We start from the raw sequence: 25,342 nt of genomic DNA, 5'->3' as shown, positions 1-25,342 counted from the left end.
TTATAGCCACTCGAACCTCCGAGCCTGTCATACCTGGAACCTCTCAAATTATGTCGCTGAGCAAACCCGAGATCGTCATCACCTATTGCACCCAGTGCCAGTGGCTGTTGCGCGCCGCGTGGCTGGCCCAGGAATTGTTGAGTACGTTCGCTGACGACGTGGGCCGTGTGGCGCTGGAGCCAGCCACCGGGGGCACGTTTCGCATCACTTGCGACGGTGTGCAGATCTGGGAGCGTAAGGTCGACGGTGGTTTTCCGGAAGCCAAGGTGCTTAAACAGCGCGTGCGTGATCAGATCGACCCACAGCGGGATTTGGGCCACAACGATCGGACGCAATAAAGGCCACCGCCGCTTGACGGTGGCCCGTAAGGCGCTACTTGTCGGCCAACTTTTGCTTGATGAACCCCGCAACCCACGTCAGCACCAGGCCGCCGATACCACCGCCGACGATATTGCTGCCAACCGCAGCCACATGCAGCGCTTCGCCGCCTGAAGCCCCGGTGAGTACCGAGACGATCTGCCCCAGCACCAGCCCACCCACGCCGCCAACCAGCGTATTGAGCCCAGTCCCCAGGCTTTGTTTGCTCATACCGGCCACCTTACCGCCGATGGCACCGCTGATGATCTGAACCACCAAACTGATGAGTGTTTCCATGGTAAAGCCCCTGCATAGCGTTAATGGAATGACCACTCGCTTGCAGCAACTTCAAGGCGCATGGCTGTCGTCGAGGGGTCTTTATCCGTTGAACGACGACAGACTGTTGCGGATGTTTAAAGTGTAGATCACGCCGCTGCCGCAGGCACTTTGGCCTGGCTGGCGCTGCCCATCAAGCCGGAGAGCACGATGGCGACGATAATCAGCGCGCCACCCAGCAGCATGCGCAAGGTTGGGGTTTCGGCAAACAGCAGCCAGGCCACGGTGATGCCATAGACCGGCTCCATGGCGAACACCACCGAGGCGGTGCGCGCCTTGATCACTGCGAGGCTGGCGACAAACAGGCTGTGGGCCAGGCCGGTGCAGAACACCCCCAACAGGCCGATCCACAACCAGTCGATGGCGCGCACCTCTGCCAGCCCGGGCGCCGCCACGGGCAACAGGCAGGCCGCGACCACCACGTTTTGGCACAGGGCGGCCTGCACTGCTGGAATCCGCCCGGAACTGGCGCGATTGTTCAGCGATAACAACGAAAACAGCAGGCCGGAAACGATGCCCCAGAGCAGGCCGCCCGTAGCCGCGCTGGCGAGGTCGAAGTCTGGCGTCACCAGTATCAGGCCGATGCTGACCAGCACCACCAGCAGCACTTCATTGGCGCGAATGCGCTCGCGGAAGATCAGGCCTTCGAGAATCACGGTAAACGCCGGGAACGCAGTAAACCCCAGAGTGGCGACGGCGACCCCGGCGACTTTGACGGCAATGAAGAAGGTTACCCAATGCGCCGCGAGCAGCACGCCGCTGATTAGCAGGCGACGCCAGTCGCGCATCTCGAGTTTTTTCCAAGTGGTGTTGCTGGCGAATCGCGCGAATACGGCGAGGGCCAGCACGGCAAAAGCGGCGCGGCCAAATACGATGATGGCGGGCGAGGCGGCCGCCAGCTTGCCGAATACGCCGGTGAGGCCAAACATCAATGCGCCGATATGCAGGGCGCCGAGGGCTGAGCGGGGAGTCATTGCGATCCTTGAACCAACGGGAGTGACAGAGTCGCAGTCTAGAGGGTGGAAGGTGCGGGCGTCTGTCGCCCGGCTCGCGATTTTTATCGCAGGGCTCTTCTTGCGGTTCTTACGACGAGCGCCGCAATGCGCCGGGGGATGCGCCAAATTCGCGCAACATCGCAGCGGCAAACGCACTTTGCGAACTGTAGCCGACGCGCTCGGCGATTTCACCGATGGGCAGCGGCGTTTCGCGCAACATGCCCAAGGCCATCTGCAGGCGACGGCTGCGGATATAGTCCATCGGCGTCTGCCCGCACTCAGCGATAAAGCGCGCATGCAAGCGCGCTACCGACAAGTCGGCAATGCGCGCGAGGTCCGCGACCTGTAACGGGTGCGCAACATGCCGCTCGATATGTGCATTGAACGCCGCATACGGCAGGCGCCGGCCCGGCACCGTTTGGGTAATCGGGTGATTAAGGCTGGCCAACAACAGCACCGCACCTTGCTGCACGATCAACGGGTCATCCACCGGGCTGTGGGCCAGCCATTGCACCAACTGGCTTTGCCGGGAATCCAGGGCCAGGCGCGCCGGTTGGTCGAGCAAGCGCCGGCTGGCCTCGGCATGCTCGCCCAAGGATTGCAGCACCCAGTGCTCGGTGGGCACATCCAGCACCAGGCAACGGCTGCCATCGCGACTGCCACAGGCGTGGTGGGCAGAGAAGGGCAGCACCATCACGCTGTTCTCGCGCACCTGGCTGCCACGGCCATCCACTTCCAGATCCAAATGCCCCGACAGGCCGAACACCAGTTGTGCGTGGTCATGGCTGTGGGCGAGGGGTTCTTCGAGGTAGTGGCGCAGCGTGAGGGTTGGGCTCATCGCGGTCTCCTGGGCGAGCAGGCTCCTGGCCTAGTCGCGCCAGTCTACAACGCTTCAAGGGCGCCAGGCGCTGTCATCAGATTGACGCACAGTTGTCATGGGCTATTAACCGCCAGGGCGCAAGCTCGCGAAAACACCGTTGAGGGATGCCCATGACCCGTGCCGAGTTCGCCAAACCCAGCCGTAAACAACGGGTTCGTACCCTGTGGATTTCCGACGTGCACCTAGGCACGCGCGATTGCCAGGCCGAACACTTGTCGCAGTTCCTCAAGGGCTACCACGCCGACAAGGTGTACTTGGTTGGCGATATTATCGACGGTTGGAAAATGCGCGGCGGCATGTATTGGCCCCAGGCCCACACCAACGTGATTCGCCGCCTGCTGACCATGGCCAAGCGCGGCACCGAGGTAATCTACGTCACTGGCAACCATGACGAGTTTCTACGGCGCTATTCCAAGCTGATTCTGGGCAATATCCAACTGGTGGACGAAGCCGTGCACGTCACCGCCGATGGCCGTCACCTGCTGGTGATCCACGGCGACCAGTTTGATGTGATCACCCGTTACCACCGCTGGCTGGCGTTCCTCGGCGACTCGGCCTACGAGTTCACCCTCACGCTGAACCGCTGGCTCAACCACTGGCGAGCGCGGTATGGCTATGGCTACTGGTCGCTGTCGGCGTACTTGAAGCACAAGGTGAAGACGGCGGTGAGTTTTATCAGCGATTTCGAAGAGGCGATCGCCCACGAAGTGACCAAGCGCGAGTTGCACGGCGTGGTCTGCGGGCATATTCACCATGCGGAGATTCGCAAGGTGGGCGAGGTGGACTACCTCAACTGCGGGGATTGGGTGGAGTCGTGCACGGCGTTGATCGAGCACTGGGATGGGCATATCGAGTTGTATCGGTTGGCAGATGCGCAAGCCAAAGAGGCGCAGTTGAAAGCCGAGATGGTCGCAGGCTAGCCGCCAACACACTCCAACTGTGGGAGCAGGCAAGCCAGCTCCCACAGTTTGATTCGGTTTCTTCAGTTGCAGACGTCAGCGATGGCTTGGGCCAACAGCGTCAAGCGCGTGGCATCAATGCCAGCCACGTTAGCCCGCCCCGAACTGACCATGTACACGCTGTGCTTCTCGCGCAGTTGCTTGACCTGCTCGGCACTTAGGCCGGTATAGGAAAACATCCCACGCTGCGCACCAATATGCGCAAACCGTTCGGCCAGCCCGTGGGGCGTAAGCGCTTCCACCAGCCCGGAGCGCAGTTGCGCAATCCGCGAACGCATGGCTTCGACTTCGTCGCTCCAGCGCTTTTTCAGCTCGGCATCGCCGAGGATGGTCGCAACCACGGCTGCGCCATGATCCGGCGGGGTCGACCACAAATTACGCGCCGTGTTTGCAAGCTGGCTGCGCACATCGGTGAGCTTCTCGGCATCCGCCGCGCACACGATCAACGCGCCGACTCGATCACGGTACAGGCCGAAATTCTTCGAGCAGGAGCTGGTGATCAGCACCTCCGGCAGTTCGGCTGCAAACAGCCGCACCGCCCAAGCGTCTTGCTCCAGGCCGTCGCCAAAGCCCTGGTAGGCGAAGTCGATCAGCGGCAGCAGTTGGCGTTCGCGGACGATCTTCAGCACCTGGCGCCAGTCATCCTGGGACAGGTCGAACCCGGTCGGGTTGTGGCAGCAAGCATGCAGCAATACCACGTCGCCCTTGGGCACGTTGGCGAGTGTTGCCAGCATCGCGGCCACGTCCAGGCGGTTATCAGTACCCACATAAGGGTAGTGGCTGACCGTGAGCCCGGCCTTGGCGAAGATGGTTTCGTGGATCGGCCAGGTTGGGTTGCTCAGCCATACGCCACGGCCGGGCAGGGTGTGGGCGATAAAGTCGGCGCTCAGGCGCAGGGCGCCGGTGCCGCCTGGGGTTTGCGTCGCGCCGGCACGGCGGTCGCGGATCAAGGCGGAGTCGGCGCCGAGCACCAGTTCGCTGATCAACGCACCGAACGCTGCATCGCCGTGGCCGCCGATGTAGGTCTTGGTGGTCTGAGTGTCCACCAGGCGCTGCTCGGCCAGCTTCACCGAGTACGGAATCGGCGTCAGGCCTTGGTCATCCTTATAGACGCCCACGCCGAGGTCGAACTTGTTCGGGTTGCTGTCCTGGGCATACAGGTCCATCAGCCCGAGAATCGGGTCGCCGGGCACGCGGCCAATAGCATCGAAATGCATTACTTGCGGCCCTCGGCGTCCTTGGCCACTTCGTCAGTGCGCGCGGCCATGATGAAGTCGTTGCGATGCAAGCCTTTGATCGAGTGGCTCCACCAGGTCACGGTGACTTTGCCCCACTCGGTGAGCAGGCCTGGGTGATGGCCTTCGGCTTCGGAGATTTCACCCATGGCATTGGTAAAGGCCAGGGCGAATTTGAAGTTCTTGAACAGGAAAACCTTTTCCAGCTGCATCACGCCATCGCGTACTTCGATGTTCCAGTCGGGAATCTGCTTGATCAGTACCGGCAGCTCTTCGTCGCTGACTTGCGGGGCATCGGCGCGGCAGGCTTCGCAGTGGGCTTGGTTCAAGGTGGTCATGTGGGGTGTCCTGAATTCGAATGATTGAAGATCAGTGGGCGTTACCCTAAAGCAACGCGCGGCCAGGGAACAGACTCACCTGGCCTCAAAACGTAAGTGTCACGCGGCTTTGGGTTTGGGTGGAAACGTCGGCGCGTGCAGACCCAGCTGCATACCGCGCTCGACCATGCCCATGATGTCTTCCTGCGCCACGTCGAACAGGCGCTTGAGCTCAGGCAGGACGAAATACAGCGGTTGCAGGATGTCGATGCGGTACGGCGTGCGCATCGCTTCCAGCGGGTCGAAGGCTTGGTGCTTGGGCTCATCCGACAGGCAGTACACGCTCTCTTTGGGCGACGACAAAATGCCGCCACCGTAGATGCGCCGACCTTGTGGCGTGTCCACCAAGCCAAATTCGATGGTCATCCAGTACAAACGCGCCAGGTACACGCGCTGTTCCTTGGTCGCGGCCAGGCCGAGCTTGCCATAGGTGTGGGTAAATTCGGCGAACCACGGGTTGGTCAGCAGCGGGCAGTGGCCGAAGATCTCGTGGAAAATATCCGGTTCTTGCAGGTAGTCCAGTTCTTCTCGAGTACGAATAAAGGTCGCCACCGGAAACTGCTTGCTGGCGAGTAATTCGAAGAAGGTCTGGAAGGGGATGAGTGCGGGTACACGGGCGACTTGCCAGCCGGTAGTTTCAGCCAGCACCTGGTTGATTTCGCCCAGTTGTGGAATGCGGTCCAGGGGCAGGCCGAGCTTGTCGATGCCGTCCAGGTATTCCTGGCAGGCGCGACCCTCGATCACTTTCAGCTGGCGCGTGATCAGCGTGTTCCACACCGCGTGTTCTTCCGGCGGGTAGTGGATAAAACCTTGCGCATCGGGCTCGCGGGCCACGTAGTGCGTCTGCTTCATACGGCTCTCCTGCTAGGCATTCGTTCTTGTTATGTGCGGCGTATGGCCTATTGATAACCCGGAAGGCGGAGGATTCCATCGGGCCTTGGCTTGGGCTTGTAGGAAAAATTACCGATATTCGTAAAGTATTCGTTACGATCCTGTGGCTCTGCGATGTATTGGGCTGTGAAAAGGTCACGTACTGTCACATAATCTTGACGACTATCTGCGCCCAGCGGCAAAAAGACGCGGCGCTTTCCCACTTTTCGGGCCTTTTCATGCGTATTAAAGTGCACTGCCAGAACCGCATCGGCATCCTGCGGGACATTCTCAACCTGTTGGTGGAGTACGGCGTCAACGTCGCCAAGGGCGAGGTCGGCGGCGAACATGGCAACGCGATTTACCTGTTTTGCCCGAACCTGGTGAACATGCAATTCCAGGCGCTGCGCCCGCAATTTGAAGCAATTGCCGGTGTGTTTGGCGTCAAGCGGGTAGGGCTGATGCCCAGCGAACGTCGGCATATGGAGCTGAATGCGCTGCTTGGCGCGCTGGAGTTTCCGGTGCTGTCGATCGACATGGGCGGCTCCATCGTCGCCGCGAACCGGGCGGCGGCGCAGTTGCTCGGGGTGCGCGTGGACGAAGTGCCGGGCATTCCGTTGTCGCGGTATGCCGAGGATTTCGACTTGCCGGAGTTGGTGCGCGCGAGCAAGTCGCGGATCAACGGCTTGCGGGTCAAGGTTAAGGGCGACGTGTTCCTGGCGGATATTGCGCCGCTGCAATCCTCCGAGCACGACGACAGCGAAGCCATGGCCGGCGCCGTGTTGACCCTGCACCGCGCCGACCGCGTCGGTGAGCGCATCTACAATGTGCGCAAGCAGGAACTGCGTGGCTTCGACAGTATCTTCCAGAGCTCCAAGGTGATGGCGGCGGTGGTGCGCGAGGCTCGCCGCATGGCGCCGCTGGATGCGCCTCTATTAATAGAAGGCGAAACCGGCACCGGTAAGGAGCTGTTGGCGCGTGCTTGTCACCTGGCCAGCCCGCGCGGGCAATCGCCGTTGATGGCGCTTAACTGCGCAGGCCTGCCGGAATCGATGGCCGAGACCGAGCTGTTCGGCTACGGCCCAGGCGCGTTTGAAGGCGCGCGGGCCGAAGGCAAATTGGGCCTGCTGGAACTGACGGCGGGCGGTACGTTGTTTCTCGATGGCGTTGGGGAAATGAGCGCGCGCTTGCAGGTGAAGTTGCTGCGGTTTCTGCAGGACGGTTGCTTTCGCCGGGTGGGCAGTGATGAAGAGGTCTACTTGGATGTGCGGGTGATCTGTGCGACCCAAGTGGACTTGTCGGAGCTTTGCGCCCGAGGGGAATTTCGCCAGGACCTTTATCACCGGCTGAATGTGTTGTCGTTGCATATACCGCCGCTGCGCGAATGCCTGGATGGTTTGGCGCCGTTGGTTGAGCACTTTCTTGATCAGGCCAGCCGGCAGATTGGTTGCCCATTGCCCAAATTGGCGCCCGCGGCGATGGATCGGCTTAGCCACTATCACTGGCCGGGCAATGTGCGGCAGTTGGAAAACGTGCTGTTTCAGGCGGTGTCGTTGTGCGAGGGCGGGACGGTCAAGGTTGAGCATATTCGTCTGCCGGACTACGGCGTGCGTCAGCCGCTTGGCGATTTTTCTCTGGAGGGTGGGTTGGAGGCGATCGTCGGTCGGTTCGAGAAGGCGGTGCTGGAGAGCTTGTATGCCGAGCACCCGAGCAGCCGACAGCTGGGTAAGCGGCTGGGAGTGTCGCATACCACCATCGCCAATAAGTTGCGTGATTACGAGATTCTCAAGGGCGATAAATAATCACAGACACACTGCAGTTAAAACTGTGGGAGCGAGCAAGCGCGTTCCCACATTTGATCTTTGTCATTTTCAAGACCGATGCTTGCCGCAGGCGGCAGTAGTCCGCCGTTTTTTCGACTCTTACCCATCCCTTAAATCCTCGCGCCTGTCAGCAAACCCCCGCCCCGCCTGGATTTTGCCCTCTTTTAAAAAGTTGGTTCGCAAATTGCTTAAGCCTCATCAGTACAACGGTGGGCGGCAAGCGTCCGTCAGAAAGAGGATAGAGCGTGGACAAGTACCTTTATGTGGCAATGACCGGCGCCAGCCAGAATGCACTGGCGCAGAAGGCCCATGCCAACAATCTGGCGAACATCTCCACCAACGGTTTCCAGCGTGACCTGGAGCAGGCGCGTTCGATGCCGGTGTTCGGTGACAGCTTTCCGGCGCGTGCCTTTGCCATGACTGAGCGGCCGGGTACTGATTTTTCCCCGGGCGCCATGATCGAAACCGGTCGTGACCTGGATGTGGCGGTCAACGGCAACGGTTGGATCGCCGTGCAAACCCCCGATGGCAGCGAGGCCTACGTGCGCAGCGCCAGCATGAACGTTGACGCGCTGGGTGTGCTGCGCGCCGGCAACGGCATGCCGGTGATGGGCAACGGTGGCCCGATTGCCGTGCCGCCCCAGCAGAAAATCGAAGTGGGCGCCGACGGCACCATCAGCATCCGCGCCATGGGCGAAGGCCCACGGGTGATGGCTGAAGTGGACCGCATCAAGATGGTCCAGCCGGACCTCAAGAACATGAACAAAGGGTTGGACGGCACCATCCACACCAAGGATGGCCAGCCCGCCCAGGCGGATGCGAACGTCAAGCTGACATCGGGCTTCCTGCAGGCGAGCAACGTCAACGCCGTGGAAGAAATGACCGCAGTGCTGTCGCTTTCCAAGCAGTTCGAGCTGCACATCAAGATGATGAACAGCGCCAAAGAAGACGATCAGGCCATGACTCGCGTTCTGTCGATGAGCTGATAGCGGCCTCACTGAACCAACACTAATTTTGCAACACGGCGCCAACAAACAGGCGCACGAAGGAGAACAGCATGCTTCCGGCTCTATGGGTTGCCAAAACAGGTTTGTCCGCCCAGGACACTAACCTGACCACCATTTCCAACAACTTGGCGAACGTGTCGACCACGGGTTTCAAACGTGACCGCGCTGAGTTCCAGGACTTGCTCTATCAGATCAAGAAGCAGCCTGGCGCGCAGTCGACCCAGGACAGCGAACTGCCGTCGGGCCTGCAATTGGGTACCGGTGTGCAGATCGTCGGCACCCAGAAGAACTTCAGCGCCGGTAACCTGCAGCAAACCGGCCAGCCGTTGGACATGGCCATCAACGGCCGTGGTTTCTTCCAGATCCTGCAACCGGATGGGACTACGTCCTACACCCGTGACGGTACTTTCCACCTCGACTCCAATGGCCAAATCGTCACGGCCAACGGTTTCGCCCTGGAACCGGCTGTCGTCGTGCCTGCGGATGCTAAGACCTTCACCGTCGGCAACGACGGCACCGTGTCGATCACCGTGGCCGGCAGCCCGGCGTCGCAAGTGATCGGCAACCTGCAAACCGCTGACTTCATCAACCCGGCCGGCTTGCAGGCCATGGGTAACAACCTGTTCCTGGAAACCGCCTCCAGCGGCGCGCCGCAGATCGGCACCCCTGGCCTGAACGGTTTCGGTACCACCCTGCAAAGCACCCTGGAAACGTCCAACGTGAGCACGGTTGAGGAGATGGTCAACATGATCACCACCCAGCGCGCCTATGAGATGAACTCCAAGGTGATTTCCACCGCCGACCAGATGCTTTCGTTCGTAACGCAGAATCTGTAATCAAGTCTATGGGGCGCCGTTGACGGCGCCTGCAGCACCGTGAGGTAAGGGTCATGAATCGCTATGTTTCTGTTCTGGCATTGAGTGGGATCGCCGTGCTCGCGGGCTGTGTCGCCCCGACGCCAAAACCCAATGACCCGTACTACGCGCCGGTGTTGCCACGCACGCCGCTGCCTGCGGCGGCCAACAATGGCTCGATCTACCAGGCCGGTTTCGAACAGAACCTGTACAGCGACCGTAAGGCGTTCCGAGTGGGTGACATCATCACCATCACCCTGAACGAAAAGACCCAGGCCAGCAAGAACGCCAACTCTCAAGTGGGCAAGACCAGTAAGGCCGGCATTGGCTTGACCTCGTTGTTTGGTGCTGTACCCAATGTCAACAACCCGCTGGGCAATGGTGATCTGAGCTTGAATGCCGGCTACAGCGGCGACCGTGCCACCAACGGCAAGAGCGCGGCGGGGCAGGGCAACAGCCTGACCGGTTCGATCACCGTAACCGTGGCCGATGTATTGCCCAACGGCATCATCGCGATACGCGGTGAAAAGTGGATGACCCTCAATACCGGTGATGAGTTGGTGCGTATTGCCGGGATGGTGCGGGCCGATGACATTGCGACTGACAACACCGTACCGTCGACGCGGATTGCCGATGCGCGCATTACCTACTCGGGTACGGGTTCGTTTGCTGATGCGAGTCAGCCAGGCTGGTTCGACCGTTTCTTCCTTAGCCCGCTGTTCCCTTTCTAGGTGGCCACTTTGAAACTCAAACAGCTGATGGCTGCCGCGTTATTGCTGGTCTTGAGCGCAGGGGCCTTTGCTGAGCGGTTGAAAGACATCGCCAGTATTTCCGGCGTGCGCTCCAACCAATTGATCGGGTACGGCCTGGTGGTGGGGCTCAACGGTACGGGTGACCAGACCACCCAGACCCCGTTCACCCTGCAGACCTTCAACAACATGCTCTCGCAGTTCGGCATCAAAGTGCCGGCGGGTTCGGGCAACGTGCAGTTGAAGAACGTCGCGGCCGTGTCGATCAGTGCCGACTTGCCAGCGTTCTCCAAGCCGGGCCAGGTGGTGGACATCACCGTGTCGTCGATCGGTAACTCCAAAAGCCTGCGTGGCGGTACGCTGTTGATGACGCCTCTTAAAGGTATCGACGGCAACGTCTACGCCATCGCCCAGGGCAACCTGGTGGTGGGCGGTTTTGACGCCGAGGGCCGCGACGGCTCGAAAATCACCGTTAACGTGCCATCGGCCGGGCGTATTCCGGGCGGTGCCATGGTGGAACGGACCGTTCCCAGCGGTTTCAACCAAGGCAACAGCCTGACCTTGAACCTCAACCGTTCGGACTTCACCACCGCCAAGCGCGTGGTCGACAAGATCAACGACATGCTCGGCCCTGGCGTGGCCCAGGCCATCGACGGCGGTTCGATCCGTGTTACTGCGCCATTGGACCCAAGCCAGCGCGTCGACTACCTGTCGATCCTGGAGAACCTTGAGGTCGACCCAGGCCAGGCGGTGGCCAAGGTCATCATCAATTCGCGTACCGGCACCATCGTGATCGGCCAGAACGTCAAGGTGTCGCCGGCAGCAGTGACCCACGGCAGCCTGACCGTGACCATCACCGAAGACCCGATCGTCAGCCAGCCTGGGCCATTGTCCAACGGCCAGACGGCGGTGGTTCCACGCTCGCGTGTGAATGCTCAGCAAGAAGCCAAGCCGATGTTCAAGTTCGGCCCCGGCACCACGCTGGATGAGATTGTCCGCGCGGTGAACCAGGTGGGCGCCGCCCCAGGCGACTTGATGGCGATCCTCGAAGCTCTGAAACAGGCCGGCGCCTTGCAAGCCGACCTGATTGTGATCTGAGGCCATGGCCATGGATATGCGCAAGAGCGGGATCAGCAGCACAGCGGACTCGGGGTCTTACTCCGACCTGAATCGGCTTAACCAGCTCAAGGTCGGTGCCGACAAGAACAGCGAAGGCAACATGCGCAAAGTGGCGCAGGAGTTTGAGTCGCTGTTTTTGAGCGAGATGCTCAAGTCCATGCGCTCGGCCACCGAGGCGCTGGGCAAGGACAACCCGATGAACACCCCGGCCGCCAAGCAGTATCAGGAAATGTACGACCAGCAGTTGGCGGTCTCGATGTCCCGCGAGGGCGGCGGTATCGGCTTGGCCGACGTGCTGATGCGCCAGATGCAGAAGAACAAACCGGTGGACGCCCAGGCGGCCACCTTGCAAGGCCCAGAGGCGGCGCAGGCGCCCGCGAAAAAAGTCGATGTGCCGACTGAAATTGCTGCAGGCACCACAGCCGAAGGGCCGTTGGGCCGCTCCAATGGCCAGCGCCCGCTGTGGGCTTACCGCGTGGCCGTGCCTGAAGGCGCCAGTGCTCACGCCAACGATATGGAGCTGATGAACCAGCGCCGTATCGCTTTGCCAAGCAAGCTGACTGACCGTCTGTTGGCCGGCATTGTGCCTAACGCACCGGTCGCCATCGATGCCAAGAGTGCGCCGCTGCGTAATAGCGCCGCCGCCGACAACGTGATCAACAGCACCGCGCACAGCTTTGCCGTGCCGAGCGGGCGCATGCAGGTGTATGGCCGCGCCATCGCCCAGCCACCGCTGGCACCGGCGAAGAAAGCCTTCAGCTCGCAGGATGAGTTCGTTGCCACTATGTTGCCGATGGCCAAGGCCGCCGCAGCGCGTATCGGCGTCGATCCGAAGTACCTGGTGGCCCAGGCCGCCCTGGAAACCGGTTGGGGTAAATCGGTGATGCGCGCCGAAGACGGCAGCAGCAGCCACAACCTGTTCGGCATCAAGGCCGGGCAGAGTTGGCAGGGCGGCCAGGCGCGTGCAATCACCAGCGAGTTTCGTGATGGGTCGATGGTCAAGGAGACGGCGCACTTCCGCTCCTATAACTCCTATCAGGACAGCTTCCACGACCTCGTGACATTGCTGCAAAGCAATGATCGCTATAAAGAAGTTGTGAAATCAGCCGATAACCCGGAGCAGTTTGTACGCGAGTTGCAAAAAGCCGGATATGCAACCGACCCGGACTACGCCAGCAAGATTTCGCAGATCGCCAAAACGATGAACAGTTACCAGAACTACGCTGCCGCTGGCGCGACCACTCATTTATAAGGTCTGAACCATGAGTTTGCTCAATATCGGGATGTCGGGGCTTAACGCCGCTCAAGGATCGTTGTCGGTCCTGAGTAACAACATTGCCAACGTCAACACCCCGGGATACTCGCGTCAGCAGACCACCCAGAACGCCAGCGCCAATAACCAGTACGGTGGTGTGTTTATCGGCACTGGCACCACGCTGGCGGACGTTCGCCGGGTGTACAACGAATACTTGGACACGGCGTACCAGAACAGCACGGCGCTGAATAACGACGCCAAGGCTTATCAGGATCAGATCAGTGCGGTCGATAAGGTGCTGTCGGACAAGACCACGGGCCTGTCCTCGGTGCTCAGTTCTTTCTTCGCTACCTTGCAGACATCGGCGTCCAACCCCAGTGATCTGTCGGCTCGCCAATTACTGGTGACCAACGCCCAGACCTTGAGCAGCCGGTTTAACGCGATCTCGACGCAGTTGACTCAGCAGAAAGAGACCATCAATAACCAGTTGGGCAGCATGAGTGAGCAGGTCAATCAATTGACCGCCTCGATTGCCTCGCTCAATAAGCAAATTTCCCAGGTGCAGGGCGCTTCGGGCAATGCCCCGGCCAACCTGTTGGACTCGCGTACCGAGGCCGTACGCTCGCTCAATGAATTGATCGGCGTGACGGCTACCGAGAAGAATGGGCAGTTCAGCGTGACTACCGGCAGCGGTCAGTCTTTGGTAGAGGGCGGGATTTCCAACACCATTTCCGCAGTGCCGAGCAAGACCGATAACAGCCAGTACACCATCCAGTTGGACATGAACGGTACTACCATGGACCTGGGCGGGGTGATCAGTGGCGGTAGCATTGGTGGCCTGTTGCGTTATCGCAGTGATGCCTTGATGCCCGCCATCAATGATCTGGGGCGCATCGCTATCGCGACCGCAGACACCATCAATAATCAGCTGGGCCAAGGCCTGGACCTGAATGGCGACTTTGGTATTTCGCTGTTCAAAGACATCAACAGTGCCGCCGCCATTGCCTCGCGCAGCCAGGGTGCGGCGGGTAACAGCAGCGGTGCGGGCAACCTTAATGTGTCGATCAGCGACAGCAGCAAGCTGACGACCTTCGACTACAAGGTGACCTTCAGCGATAGCGCCAACCCTAACAAGGTCACGGTACTGCGCTCGGATGGCAAGGCCATGGGCACCTTTGATATGAGCTCCACACCCCCGCCGACGATGGATGGCTTTACCCTCGCGCTGGATGGTAAAGGCACAATGGCGTTTGGCGACAGCTTCAAAGTCAGCCCGACCGCGACCGGGGCCAGCGGTATTGGCGTGGCGATCACTGATCCGAACAAACTGGCGTTTGCCGGCCCGTTGGTGGGTACCAGCGGCAAGACCAACAGCGGCACGGGCACCTTTACTCAACCGTCCTTGACCGTGCCACTGGATATTCATGGCGGTGCCGACACGGCCCAACTGCGCACGGGCATCGAAAACTCGATGCCGGTGAAAATGGTCTTCGGCAAAGCGGCTGCTGACGGCACGCAGCCTTATACCCTCAACGATGCGCAGGGTAACGCGATCGGCACCGGCAGCATCATTCCGGGGCAGGGCAACAAGATCACCGTCAATGTGCCGATGCGTGATGCCAGCGGTGCGGTCATCCCCGGCAAGAGCTTCAGTTTCGACACCACCGTCAACGGCTCCCCGGCTGCCGGCGACAACACGACCTTTGCCTTTAACAGTGGCGGCAAATCCGATGGCCGCAATGCCCAGGAACTGCTGAACCTGCAGACCAAGGCCAGCGTGGGCATGAGCGACGGCAACGCGGGTGTCAGCCTGGTGGGGGCTAATAGCAAGCTGGTTTCGACCGTGGGCTCCAAGACTAGCCAGGCTAACGTCGACAGTGCGGCCACCGGCGCTTTACTGAGTGCGAACAAAGAGGCGCGCAACTCAGTGTCGGGCGTCAACCTGGATGACGAGGCGGGCGACATGATCAAGTTCCAGCAGTACTACACCGCGTCGTCGCAGATCATCAAGGCTGCGCAGGAAACCTTCACCACACTGATTAATGCCCTTTAAAGGAGGCTGGGACGATGCGTATTTCTACACAGCAATATTTCGAGACCAGCTCCGCCAAGTATCAGAGTAACTATTCCAGTGTGGTGAAAGCCCAGGATCAGGCAACCACCGGTGTACGCGTGCAAACGGCTGCGGATGATCCGGTCGCGGCGGCGCGGTTGTTGATGCTCCAGCAGCAGAAAGACATGTTGGGGCAGTTCAACGGCAATATCGACACGCTGAAAAACTCGCTGGCCACGCAAGAAAGCGTGATGGAAAACATCAATATTGCGATTCAGAGGGCCAGTGAGCTGGCGCTGAAGGCGGGTAACGTTGGCATCAGTGACGCTGACCGCACATCGATTGCCGCCGAAGTTGGCTCCATTGAGGACCAAGTCCTGGGTCTGCTCAATACCAAGGATGCCAGCGGTAACTATTTGTTCTCGGGGAGCAAGACCGACACCCCTCCTTACGCGCGCAACAACGATGGCACCTACAGCTATCAAGGCGATGACACGCAGTTGAGCCTGAAGGTTGCGGAGAATTTGTCGATCGCCATGGGCAATACCGCAAAAAGTATGCTTGAAGGCTCGGCGAACACGGGCCGTACGCAAACGGCGCCTATTCTTGTACCGCCAGCGGTCGATGATGGCAAAGTCACCCTATCGGCCGGTCTGATTGCTGCCAACACCAGCTATAACAGCAGCTTTTCGGACGGTCAGCCTTATAAGCTGACGTTTACCAGCAGCACCCAGTACGTGGTGACCGACAACGCTGGCAAGGACATCACTTCCGAGATTCCGGGCAACGGCACTTTTGACTCTACCAAGGAAGGCGCGTCAACGGTCAATCTGCGCGGGGTCAAGTTCGACATCGGGCTGAACCTGGGCAAAGATGCGCTGGGCAAAGACATCCTGCCCGGTGCGCCAGCGGATGCCATCGTCAAAGACCGCGAGTTCAGCCTGTCGGTCAAGCCTGACAGCTTCAGTGTCTCGCGCACCCCGAGCAATCCGAGCACGGCACAGCTGAGCAACGGCACGGTGAGCGATCCGGCGGCTTATGCCAGCACCTTTCCCAACTCTGGCGTCATCGTCAAGTTTGGCGCAGCCGGCGCCTACGATCTTTATGCGCAGCCTTATACGGCAGACAGCAAATCCATCGCCAGCGGTACCTTGGCTGCTGGCGCCACGTCGATTATGGCGGCAGGTGTGACGTTTGATGTCACTACCGCGCCGGCGCCGGCAGCCGGCGACCAGTTTTCGATTGGTGCCACCAGCAACAAGAACGAGAACGTACTCGACACCCTGAGCCATTTGCGCAAAACCCTGGAAACGCCGTCAGACGGCAACCCGGCGGCGCAGAAGGAACTTAAGGATGTGGTGGCCAGGTCCATTGGCAACCTGACCAATGCTTACACTCAGATCGACCAAGCGCGGGGCTCCATTGGTGCGCGCCTGAATACCCTGAGCATCCAAAGCCAGGAAAACATTAGCTTGGATCTGGCAAACACCACGACCATGAGCGCGCTGGGCAATATCGACTTCGCAGAAGCCGCCATCAACTTGAGCCTGCAGCAAACCATGCTGCAGGCCTCGCAGCTGGCCTTCGTGAAAATCTCCCAGTTGAGCCTGTTCAACAAGATGTAATCGGCGTCACCCCAAACGGCCCACCCTGGAAACACGGTGGGCCGTTGTCGTTTCTGCGACTTAATTGTTTGAAGGTTTTGCATAAAGCACACAAAATTGAGTGACCTGTGAGTCATAAAGCGCATCTTCACTGTATCGTGTGAAAAGGATAAGTCGTCGCCAGGTCGTTGCGCGCAGGCTTTCAGCGAGATTTTTGCGGGGTTATCCCCTTTATTGTCAGCGCCCCCGAGGCAGTTCGCGGGGTGTTCTCCAGCTATTTAGTATTGGGAAGCCACAATGATTGGCATAAAAAGCATCGCCAGTTACGTGCCGGCAGACGGGATCGATAACTACGCCCAGGGTGCCAAATTCGCCAAGGATGAAGAATTCATCATTGGCAAGATCGGGTCGGCGTTCCTGCCGCGCAAGGAAGCTGCACAGGAAACCTCTGATCTGTGTGTCGAGGCGGTCAACGCTTTGTTTGCCAACAACCCGAATTTGAAGCGCGAGTCGATTGACGCGCTGATCGTCGTCACCCAGAACGGCGACGAAGAGGGTCTGCCCCACACCGCCGCCATCGTCCAGGACAAGCTTGGCCTGCCGACCCACGTCGCGGCGTTCGATATTTCCCTGGGCTGCTCCGGCTACGTCTACGGCATCTACGCGATGAAGGGCTTCATGGAAGCCGCGGGCCTGAAAAACGGCCTGCTGATCACCGCCGACCCGTATTCGAAGATCGTCGACCCGGAAGATCGCAACACCACCATGCTGTTCGGCGACGCCGCCACCGCCACCTGGATGGGCGAGGACGCGCCGTGGTTGCTCGGCAAAGCCAAGTTCGGCACCGACGGTTCCGGCGCGCCGCACCTTAAGGTCAGCGACGGCGTGTTCTTCATGAACGGCCGCCAGGTGTTCAACTTCGCCTTGCTCAAGGTGCCGGCGCATTTGCACGAACTGCTCAATGAGTCGGACCTCAAGGCTGACGACATCGATGCGTTCTGCATTCACCAGGGCAGTGCGGCGATTGTCGACGCCGTGGCGCGCCGTTTCGAAGATGCGCCGGTGGATAAGTTCATTAAGGACATGGTCGAGACTGGTAACACCGTGTCGTCGAGCATTCCGCTGCTGCTGGAAAAGCACGTGATGGATGCCACCTGGAAGCGCGTGGCAATCAGTGGTTTTGGTGTGGGCCTGTCGTGGGGCTCGGCGATTCTCTATCGTCCGTGAGATCTTAATAGGCTGAACAACAAAACGCCGATGATCAAACGATCATCGGCGTTTTTTTATTGGCGCCAGAAAAGCCAATGAAACCGGGGTTTTAAGCCGCGCTAAAGCCTTGAATTGCAGGGGGTGGCACGGTGCTAGTAAAAAATTTCAAAAAAACCCTCAAGCAACCGCGCGACACGACGATAACTATTACGAAGGTTCTCTAGGCCACACCCGGCGGTTGCCAGGGCCGGAAGCCGCAGTATCCAACTCACGAGGATTTCGTCATGGCATTATCAGTAAACACCAACATCACTTCCCTGGGTGTCCAGAAGAACCTGAACAAAGCTTCCGACGCTCTGAGCACCGCGATGAACCGTCTGTCGACCGGCAAGAAGATCAACAGCGCCAAAGACGACGCCGCCGGCATGCAGATCGCTAACCGTCTGGGCAACCAGGTTAAAGGCTTGAACGTTGCAATTGCCAACGCCGCCAACGGTACTTCGATCGCCCAGACTGCTGAAGGCGCGATGCAAGAATCCACCAACACCCTGCAGCGTCTGCGTGAACTGGCCCTGCAAGCGGCGAACGGTGATAAAAGCGACGCTGACCGTGTTTCCCTGCAGCAAGAATTCACCGCGAAAGTGGGTGAGCTGACCCGTATCGCCAACACCACTACTTTCGGTGGTCGTAACCTGCTGGACGGTTCGTTCAACAACGTTGCTTTCCAAATTGGTGCCAACGCCAACGAAACGATTTCGTTCGGCATGAGTGACACCAGTGCTACTGCCCTGAAAGGTTCGTACAGCGAAGCCAGCGTTAACGGTGCCGCTCTGGCCGGTATCAGCGCTACTGCAATCGGCGCTTCCCTGTCGGGTGCCAAAGTGACGGGTGCTGCTACCGCCGCGTTGAACTCTACTGGTGCTGGTGCTGCTGCCGCATCGACCCTGACCATCAACGGCAAAGACGTTGCGATTTCGGCTGCCGACAAAGGCGCGGCTATCGCTACCGCGATCAACGCTGCAAACACCGGTGCAACCGCTGTTTGGGATGATACTGCCAACAAAATGAGCCTGAGCTCTGCTGGCGCACTCACAGTGAGCGGTGGCGCTGCTGTTGGCTTGACCGACGCGACTACACCTTCAACGGCTGCAACGGGTGCCACTACCCTGAACGCCGCCGGCGCAATCAGCGTCAACGGCAAAGCTGTGACCTGGGCTGCCAACGCAACCATCACTTCCGTGCTGAGCAGCATCAAAACTGCTGTAGGCGGCAGTGGCGACGCGACTATCGGAACCGATGGCCGTATCCAAGTTAAATCCGCTGGCGGCGCTGACGTAGCGCTGTCTAACACCACTGCTGGCTCCCTGTCGGCGCTGGGTCTGTCGGCCGGTACTTCCCAGGCCAAATTGAGCGCAGACACTTCGATCAGCCTGAACGGCGTTGAAGTGAAGTTCAAGGCGGGTGACAACACTGATTCGATCGTTTCCTCGATCAACAGCGCAAGCACCGGTGCTACTGCCAGCAAAAACTCGGACGGCAGCCTGGCTCTGTTCTCCAAGAAAGACATCGTTATCGCCGACGGTAGCGCAGGTACTGGCCTGGTTGCGCTGGGCCTGACTGCTGGTTCGAGCAAAGCCACTACCCTGGAAACTACCGTTTCCAACCTTAGCGTTCTGACCGCGGCCAGCTCGCAACAGGCTATCCAGGCTCTTGACGGCGCCATGCAGCAGATCGACAGCCAGCGTTCGCAGCTGGGTGCCGTACAAAACCGCTTCGACAGCACCACTGCTAACCTGCAGAGCATTTCGCAGAACTCCAGCGCTGCCAAAGGCCGCGTAGAAGACGCTGACTTCTCTGCAGAAGCTGCTGAACTGACCAAGCAACAGACCCTGCAACAGGCGTCCACTGCGATCCTGGCACAGGCCAACCAACTGCCATCTGCTGTACTGAAGCTGCTTCAGTAATAGCCTAGCGGTTAACTAACGGAAGGGTGCGTTTACGTGCCCTTTCGTTTTTTCAGTTTTGAGGTGATGACATGGACATGAGCATCAAGCTTAACCCGTCTTACCCGGCTGGCGCAGCTCAGGCCAGTGGTGCTGTGGCCGCCCAGGCCAAGCCCGCGAAAGAGGCTGAGCCGGCACCTGCCGCTGAACCGCAGCGCGCGGCACTGGAAAAGGCCGTCACTGATATTCGTGAGTTTGTGCAGGCGAGCCAACGCAACCTGGACTTCTCCATTGACGACACTACGCACAGAGTTGTCGTTAAAGTAATCGCCACCGACAGCGGTGAAGTGATTCGACAAATTCCCTCGGAGACTGCGCTGAAGTTGGCCCAGGATTTGAGCAAAGCCAGTAGCCTATTATTTGATACCAAGGCTTGAGTTGGCACGAAACATGTTTCTAATAGCTGCTTAGGTATTTGTGCGCCAATAAAGCGGCGACCGTAGGACAAGGAGGATAGCAAATGGCTAGTTCAACGATTTCCGGCCCGGGTTCGGGCTACGACACGCAAGCCATCGTCAAGGCGCTGGTGGGTGCTGAAAAGGCACCCAAGCAGACCCAGATCACCAACCAGCAAAAAGATGCGACCGTTAAGCTGTCGGCTGTTGGTACGGTGAAGACTGCGTTGGAGGCCTACCGAGCGGCAATCACCAAGTTGAACAACGTCTCCTCGTTCAACGGTCTGGCAGCGACCAGCTCGGAAGACAAGAACGTCAAGGTCACCTTGGGTGATGGTGCGTCGAGTGGTAAATACACCCTTGTGGTGACCAACCTGGCGACAACATCGAAAGTTACCAGCAAGGTCTTCGAGGGCGGTACCTCTGCCAAGGCAAACAGTAGCGACGACAACCAGACGCTGACGATCAATCAGTCGGGTAAAAGTTACGATGTGACGATACCGGGCGGGGCGACCTTGCAGCAGGTACGTGACTCCATCAACACTCAACTGTCGGCCCAGGGCATCAACGCTAACGTGCTGAGCGATTCTAAAGGCGCACGCCTGGTGATCGGCTCCAGCAACAGCGGCGACGGTACAGGTATCACGCTCAGCGGCAACTCGGAGCTGGCGAGCGGTTACGATCCAGGCCAATTGCCAAAGAATGCCAAATATTCGATCGACAACGTTGCCATGGAGTCCACCACAAACAAGATCACTTCGGCGATCAGTGGTGTGAGCTTGGAGCTGTTGAGCGAAGACCCGACGAAGCCGATAACGACCACGATCACTGTGGGCAGTAGCACCGACACCTTGAAGGCGTCGGTGCAGTCGTTCGTTACCGCCTATAACACGCTGATGACTTCGATCAATACGCAGACCAAGGTTACGGCCACTGGTGATGCGTCGACCACCACGGCAGCCGCCCTGACTGGCGACTCGTCTATGCGCCAACTGGTCAACAGCCTGCGCGGCGAGCTGGTCAATGGTTCGGGTAGCGGTACCATAAGCAGCCTGGCGCAAATGGGTATTTCCACCGACCAGAAGACTGGCTTACTGAGCTTGGATGACAAGGCGTGGGACAAGGCAGTTGTCACTGGCGCCAGTGATATCGCCAAGCTGTTCACGGGTGACAAAGGCCTGATCAGTCGTATGAACAATGCGACTTCCGGCTATGTGGGTACTACTGGGACGTTGGCTACGCGGGCGACAGACCTCAACAACACGTTGACGGACCTGACCACTCAGCAATCGGCCCTGGATCGGAGAATGGAGGATTTGCAGACATCTCTGACGGCCAAATATGCCGCAATGGATGCAATGATTGCGAAAATCAACAACACCAGCTCCAGCATCATGACCACCCTTAATGCACTGAACAATCCGAAGTCGAGCTGATTGAAGGGGCGTCCTGCGCCCCGTCAAAGAGCGTTTGTGAAAGTGGGCAGCTAAGGTCCTGAATTAAAGTTTTTGCCATTACAGTCGAAAGACTGGGTAGATCAACACTTTTCGCGCGTGTCCTGTTCGAGGTAGCAAGATGAACCCTATGAGAGCCCTTCGCCAATACCAGAAGGTTAATTCCCATGCTCAAGTGTCCGAAGCCAGCCCTCATCGCTTGATCCAGATGCTGATGGAGGGCGGGCTTGAGCGCCTTGCTCAGGCCAAGGGCTCAATGGCGCGCGGTGATATTCCGCAAAAGGGTTTGTTGTTGACCAAGGCTATCGACATTATCACGGGCTTGCGTCAGGGCCTGGACGAAACCAAGGCGGAAGATCCTGCCACGATCCAGCGTTTGGCTAACTTGTATGACTATATGAATGTGCGCCTGCTGAAAGCTAATGCCGACAACGATCCGGAAATCATCGACGAAGTTGCCCGTCTGCTGATTACCGTAAAAGAAGGCTGGGATGCCATCGCTCCACAATAAGGCGGATCGCCTTGAGGTACACATCATGAGCCACGCACTGCAACGCATCGACGAAACCCGCGAAGCCCTGATCGGCGCGCTGGCGGAGCGCAACTGGGAGGCCGTTGGCGAGTTGGACCTGGGTTGCCGCGCAGTGATTGATGAGGCGCTCAGCGAGGCGCCGGAGGATGAAGACGCGCTGCGGGAAAAGCTGGAAAGCCTGCTGGCGGTTTATCAGCAGTTGCTTGAGGTGACGATGGGCGAGCGTCAGGCGATTTTCGAAGAGATGTCGCAGATCAACCAAGCTAAAAATGCGTCAAAGGTTTACCATCTGTTCGGCTGAATGGGCTCAGTTAATCCGAACGGCGCGTCATATATTTGACTGTGCTCGCATTTTTGACTTAACTAGTGCTGTTTTCAGATTTCAGACGTCTAGTAAGGTAATAAGTCTTACGGGCGTCTTGATTGCCCTCACTCTGGGGCAGGAAGTTTTACTAGGGAAGTTGCTATTGCATGTGGCGTGAAACCAAAATTCTGCTGATCGATGACGATAGCGTCCGCCGCCGCGATTTGGCGGTGATTTTAAATTTTCTTGGTGAAGAAAATTTTCCCTGCGGCAGCCATGATTGGCAGCAGGCGGTCAGCTCTTTGTCATCGAGCCGTGAAGTCATTTGTGTGCTGATCGGGACGGTAAACGCTCCTGGCGCAGTTCAAGGCCTGTTAAAGACACTGGCGACCTGGGATGAGTTCCTTCCCGTGTTGCTGATGGGCGATATTTCTTCCGTGGACCTGCCGGAAGACCAGCGCCGCCGCGTGCTTTCCACCTTGGAAATGCCGCCCAGCTATAGCAAATTGCTCGACTCGCTGCACCGTGCCCAGGTCTACCGCGAGATGTACGACCAGGCCCGCGAGCGCGGCCGTCACCGTGAACCCAACCTGTTCCGCAGCCTTGTCGGCACCAGCCGTGCGATCCAGCACGTGCGCCAGATGATGCAGCAAGTGGCCGACACCGACGCCAGCGTGCTGATCCTCGGCGAGTCGGGCACCGGCAAGGAAGTGGTTGCGCGCAACCTGCACTATCACTCCAAGCGCCGCGACGGGCCTTTTGTGCCGGTCAACTGCGGGGCGATCCCGGCAGAGCTGCTCGAAAGCGAATTGTTCGGCCACGAGAAGGGCGCCTTTACCGGGGCGATCACCAGCCGTGCCGGGCGTTTCGAGCTGGCCAATGGCGGTACCTTGTTTCTCGACGAAATCGGCGACATGCCGCTGCCGATGCAGGTCAAGCTGCTGCGCGTATTGCAGGAGCGCACCTTCGAGCGCGTGGGCAGCAACAAGACCCAGAGCGTCGACGTGCGCATCATCGCGGCCACGCACAAGAACCTCGAAAGCATGATCGAGGTCGGCACCTTCCGCGAAGATTTATACTACCGCCTCAACGTATTCCCCATCGAGATGGCCCCGCTGCGTGAGCGCGTGGAAGACATCCCGTTGCTGATGAACGAACTGATTTCGCGTATGGAACACGAAAAGCGCGGCTCGATTCGCTTCAACTCCGCTGCAATTATGTCGCTGTGCCGCCACGGCTGGCCGGGCAACGTCCGCGAGCTGGCCAACCTGGTGGAGCGTATGGCGATCATGCACCCCTACGGTGTGATCGGCGTGGTCGAGCTGCCGAAGAAGTTTCGCTACGTCGATGACGAAGACGAGCAGTTGGTAGACAGCCTGCGCAGTGACCTGGAAGAACGCGTGGCCATCAACGGCCATGCGCCGGACTTCGGTTCCACCGCCATGCTGCCGCCCGAAGGCCTGGACTTGAAAGACTACCTCGGTAGCCTCGAACAAGGCTTGATCCAGCAGGCGCTGGACGATGCCAATGGCATCGTTGCGCGTGCCGCCGAACGCTTGCGTATCCGCCGAACCACCCTGGTTGAGAAGATGCGCAAGTACGGCATGAGCCGTCGAGAAGGTGATGAACAGGCAGATGATTGACGCCTGTTTTTTAAGTCGCTGAAATATAGATAGTTTTTTTTCGGCACGGGTATTGCTACAGCCCTCGCAACGTTCCGTTTAACTGACGGTCAGCCAAGCGAGAGAGCATGATGCCCCACGCCGCCCAACTTTCTTCAGGCCCTGCTATCCCAGGGCTCGTTCCGTCCGCAGAGCCGCTTACCCGGCAAGGTCTTGAACAGGCGTTCTCGCAGTTCAGCCAGATGTCGAACCAGCTCACCGACTCTTACAGCCTGCTCGAAGCCCGGGTTTCCGAGCTTAAAGGCGAGCTGGCGGTGGTCAGTGCCCAGCGCATGGAAGAGCTGGCCGAGAAAGAGCGCCTGGCCAACCGCCTGCAAAACCTCCTCGACCTGTTGCCCGGTGGCGTGATCGTCATCGATGAAATGGGCCGTGTCCGTGAAGCCAACCCGGCCGCGAGCGACTTGCTCGGCGAACCGCTTGAAGGCGAGCTGTGGCGCCATGTCATTACCCGCTGCTTTGCGCCGCGCGAAGACGATGGCCACGAAATTTCCCTCAAGGACGGCCGCCGACTTTCGATCGCCACCCGTTCCCTGGACGCTGAGCCCGGCCAACTGGTGCTGCTCAATGACTTGACTGAAACCCGTCACCTGCAAGACCAACTGGCGCGCCATGAACGGTTGTCGTCACTGGGGCGGATGGTCGCTTCTTTGGCGCATCAGATCCGCACGCCGTTATCGGCGGCACTGATCTACGCCAGTCATTTGACTGATGAGCAATTGCCCGCGGCCACCCACCAACGATTTGCTGGCCGCCTCAAGGAGCGCCTGCATGAATTGGAGCACCAGGTGCGCGACATGCTGGTGTTTGCCCGCGGCGAATTGCCGCTGACCGATCGCGTCACGCCGTGCGCACTGATGCAGTCGCTGCAAGCGGCCGCCGCCACGCATATTCAAGAGGCGAATGTGCGCTGGCAGTGCGACAGCCACCAAGGCGAGTTGCTGTGCAACCGCGACACGCTGGTCGGCGCCTTGCTCAACCTGATCGAAAACGCCACCCAGGCCAGCGGCCCGGGTGCACAGCTTAAAGTGCACCTGTACTGCCGTGAGCAAACCCTGCGCCTGTGCATCAGCGACAACGGCAGCGGCATCGACCCGGCGGTGTTGCAGCGCCTGGGCGAACCTTTTTTTACCACCAAGACTAACGGCACTGGCCTGGGCCTGACCGTGGTCAAGGCAGTGGCGCGTGCTCATCAGGGAGAATTGCAACTGCATTCCCGATTGGGGCGTGGCACCTGTGCATTGATGACCTTGCCGCTGTTTTTCGGCGCGGCAAGCGCGGAGTAAAACGACT

24 protein-coding genes are annotated in these 25,342 nt (G+C 59.2%); 18 read left to right on the top strand and 6 right to left on the bottom strand.

Annotated elements, in window-relative coordinates:
- Positions 1-50 precede the first annotated feature (50 nt).
- Positions 51-338, top strand: a complete 288-nt coding sequence (locus K0P33_RS23135) for a SelT/SelW/SelH family protein (protein ID WP_242151644.1) — start codon at positions 51-53, stop codon at positions 336-338.
- Positions 339-372: 34 nt separating this feature from the next.
- Here the strand turns inward: K0P33_RS23135 and K0P33_RS23130 are convergent, their stop codons facing one another.
- The 3 genes from K0P33_RS23130 to K0P33_RS23120 form a co-directional block, all read right to left on the bottom strand.
- Positions 373-654: a hypothetical protein gene (locus tag K0P33_RS23130; protein ID WP_242151641.1), complete on the bottom strand. Its 282-nt coding sequence runs from the start codon at positions 652-654 to the stop codon at positions 373-375.
- Positions 655-782: 128 nt separating this feature from the next.
- Positions 783-1,667: a DMT family transporter gene (locus tag K0P33_RS23125; protein ID WP_094951593.1), complete on the bottom strand. Its 885-nt coding sequence runs from the start codon at positions 1,665-1,667 to the stop codon at positions 783-785.
- Between the two features lie 109 nt (positions 1,668-1,776).
- Complete coding sequence (locus tag K0P33_RS23120; RefSeq protein WP_242151638.1) at positions 1,777-2,526, bottom strand: AraC family transcriptional regulator; 750 nt, start codon at positions 2,524-2,526, stop codon at positions 1,777-1,779.
- A gap of 152 nt (positions 2,527-2,678) precedes the next feature.
- Here K0P33_RS23120 and K0P33_RS23115 point away from each other — a divergent pair, with 152 nt between their 5' ends.
- Positions 2,679-3,488 carry a UDP-2,3-diacylglucosamine diphosphatase gene (locus K0P33_RS23115; RefSeq protein ID WP_094951595.1) on the top strand — a complete coding sequence of 270 codons (810 nt, stop codon included), beginning with the start codon at positions 2,679-2,681 and terminating at the stop codon, positions 3,486-3,488.
- Positions 3,489-3,550: 62 nt separating this feature from the next.
- Here the strand turns inward: K0P33_RS23115 and K0P33_RS23110 are convergent, their stop codons facing one another.
- The 3 genes from K0P33_RS23110 to phhA all read right to left on the bottom strand — a co-directional run bounded on the left by K0P33_RS23110 (position 3,551) and on the right by phhA (position 5,991).
- Positions 3,551-4,744, bottom strand: coding sequence for an amino acid aminotransferase (locus K0P33_RS23110; RefSeq protein WP_242151635.1), 1,194 nt, complete (start codon positions 4,742-4,744; stop codon positions 3,551-3,553).
- Positions 4,744-5,100, bottom strand: a complete 357-nt coding sequence (locus K0P33_RS23105) for a 4a-hydroxytetrahydrobiopterin dehydratase (protein ID WP_017134918.1) — start codon at positions 5,098-5,100, stop codon at positions 4,744-4,746. The genes K0P33_RS23110 and K0P33_RS23105 overlap by 1 nt, the downstream gene beginning before the upstream one ends.
- A gap of 99 nt (positions 5,101-5,199) precedes the next feature.
- Positions 5,200-5,991: a phenylalanine 4-monooxygenase gene (phhA, locus tag K0P33_RS23100; RefSeq protein WP_094951597.1), complete on the bottom strand. Its 792-nt coding sequence runs from the start codon at positions 5,989-5,991 to the stop codon at positions 5,200-5,202.
- A 257-nt stretch (positions 5,992-6,248) separates the two neighbouring features.
- On the opposite strand from phhA, the gene K0P33_RS23095 reads away from it, so the two are divergent.
- From K0P33_RS23095 to K0P33_RS23020, 16 genes are all read left to right on the top strand, one after another.
- On the top strand, positions 6,249-7,811 hold the full coding sequence (locus tag K0P33_RS23095) for a sigma-54-dependent transcriptional regulator (RefSeq protein ID WP_094951598.1): 1,563 nt from the start codon (positions 6,249-6,251) through the stop codon (positions 7,809-7,811).
- 266 nt (positions 7,812-8,077) lie between these two features.
- On the top strand, positions 8,078-8,818 hold the full coding sequence (locus K0P33_RS23090; RefSeq protein ID WP_094951599.1) for a flagellar basal body rod protein FlgF: 741 nt from the start codon (positions 8,078-8,080) through the stop codon (positions 8,816-8,818).
- A gap of 71 nt (positions 8,819-8,889) precedes the next feature.
- Positions 8,890-9,675: a flagellar basal-body rod protein FlgG gene (gene flgG / locus K0P33_RS23085; RefSeq protein ID WP_094951600.1), complete on the top strand. Its 786-nt coding sequence runs from the start codon at positions 8,890-8,892 to the stop codon at positions 9,673-9,675.
- Positions 9,676-9,728: 53 nt separating this feature from the next.
- Positions 9,729-10,424: a flagellar basal body L-ring protein FlgH gene (gene flgH, locus K0P33_RS23080; protein ID WP_094951601.1), complete on the top strand. Its 696-nt coding sequence runs from the start codon at positions 9,729-9,731 to the stop codon at positions 10,422-10,424.
- 27 nt (positions 10,425-10,451) lie between these two features.
- Positions 10,452-11,540, top strand: coding sequence for a flagellar basal body P-ring protein FlgI (locus K0P33_RS23075; protein WP_242156102.1), 1,089 nt, complete (start codon positions 10,452-10,454; stop codon positions 11,538-11,540).
- A gap of 4 nt (positions 11,541-11,544) precedes the next feature.
- The gene (flgJ, locus tag K0P33_RS23070; RefSeq protein WP_094951602.1) at positions 11,545-12,813 is read left to right on the top strand and encodes a flagellar assembly peptidoglycan hydrolase FlgJ; all 1,269 of its coding nucleotides are present in this window, start codon (positions 11,545-11,547) and stop codon (positions 12,811-12,813) included.
- Between the two features lie 10 nt (positions 12,814-12,823).
- A complete protein-coding gene (flgK, locus tag K0P33_RS23065; protein WP_242151632.1) occupies positions 12,824-14,869 on the top strand; it encodes a flagellar hook-associated protein FlgK in 2,046 nt (681 codons plus the stop codon).
- A 14-nt stretch (positions 14,870-14,883) separates the two neighbouring features.
- Positions 14,884-16,494 (top strand): flagellar hook-associated protein 3, encoded by a 1,611-nt coding sequence (locus tag K0P33_RS23060; RefSeq protein ID WP_242151629.1) that lies wholly within the window; start codon positions 14,884-14,886, stop codon positions 16,492-16,494.
- 276 nt (positions 16,495-16,770) lie between these two features.
- Positions 16,771-17,700 carry a ketoacyl-ACP synthase III gene (locus K0P33_RS23055; RefSeq protein ID WP_242151626.1) on the top strand — a complete coding sequence of 310 codons (930 nt, stop codon included), beginning with the start codon at positions 16,771-16,773 and terminating at the stop codon, positions 17,698-17,700.
- Between the two features lie 266 nt (positions 17,701-17,966).
- A complete protein-coding gene (locus tag K0P33_RS23050; protein ID WP_242151623.1) occupies positions 17,967-19,646 on the top strand; it encodes a flagellin in 1,680 nt (559 codons plus the stop codon).
- A 71-nt stretch (positions 19,647-19,717) separates the two neighbouring features.
- Complete coding sequence (locus tag K0P33_RS23045; protein WP_242151620.1) at positions 19,718-20,062, top strand: flagellar protein FlaG; 345 nt, start codon at positions 19,718-19,720, stop codon at positions 20,060-20,062.
- A gap of 83 nt (positions 20,063-20,145) precedes the next feature.
- A complete protein-coding gene (gene fliD, locus K0P33_RS23040) occupies positions 20,146-21,516 on the top strand; it encodes a flagellar filament capping protein FliD (RefSeq protein WP_242151616.1) in 1,371 nt (456 codons plus the stop codon).
- A gap of 139 nt (positions 21,517-21,655) precedes the next feature.
- Positions 21,656-22,045, top strand: a complete 390-nt coding sequence (gene fliS, locus K0P33_RS23035) for a flagellar export chaperone FliS (RefSeq protein ID WP_242151613.1) — start codon at positions 21,656-21,658, stop codon at positions 22,043-22,045.
- Positions 22,046-22,070: 25 nt separating this feature from the next.
- The gene (gene fliT / locus K0P33_RS23030; RefSeq protein WP_242151610.1) at positions 22,071-22,367 is read left to right on the top strand and encodes a flagellar protein FliT; all 297 of its coding nucleotides are present in this window, start codon (positions 22,071-22,073) and stop codon (positions 22,365-22,367) included.
- A 170-nt stretch (positions 22,368-22,537) separates the two neighbouring features.
- Complete coding sequence (locus tag K0P33_RS23025; RefSeq protein WP_242151607.1) at positions 22,538-24,013, top strand: sigma-54 dependent transcriptional regulator; 1,476 nt, start codon at positions 22,538-22,540, stop codon at positions 24,011-24,013.
- Positions 24,014-24,123: 110 nt separating this feature from the next.
- Positions 24,124-25,335, top strand: coding sequence for an ATP-binding protein (locus tag K0P33_RS23020; RefSeq protein ID WP_094951623.1), 1,212 nt, complete (start codon positions 24,124-24,126; stop codon positions 25,333-25,335).
- Positions 25,336-25,342 lie beyond the last annotated feature (7 nt).

The organism is Pseudomonas sp. ArH3a (assembly GCF_022648765.1).
Classification (GTDB): domain Bacteria; phylum Pseudomonadota; class Gammaproteobacteria; order Pseudomonadales; family Pseudomonadaceae; genus Aquipseudomonas.
Note: the sequence above shows the minus strand (reverse complement) of the source record. Positions and strands in the feature narration are given on the sequence as shown.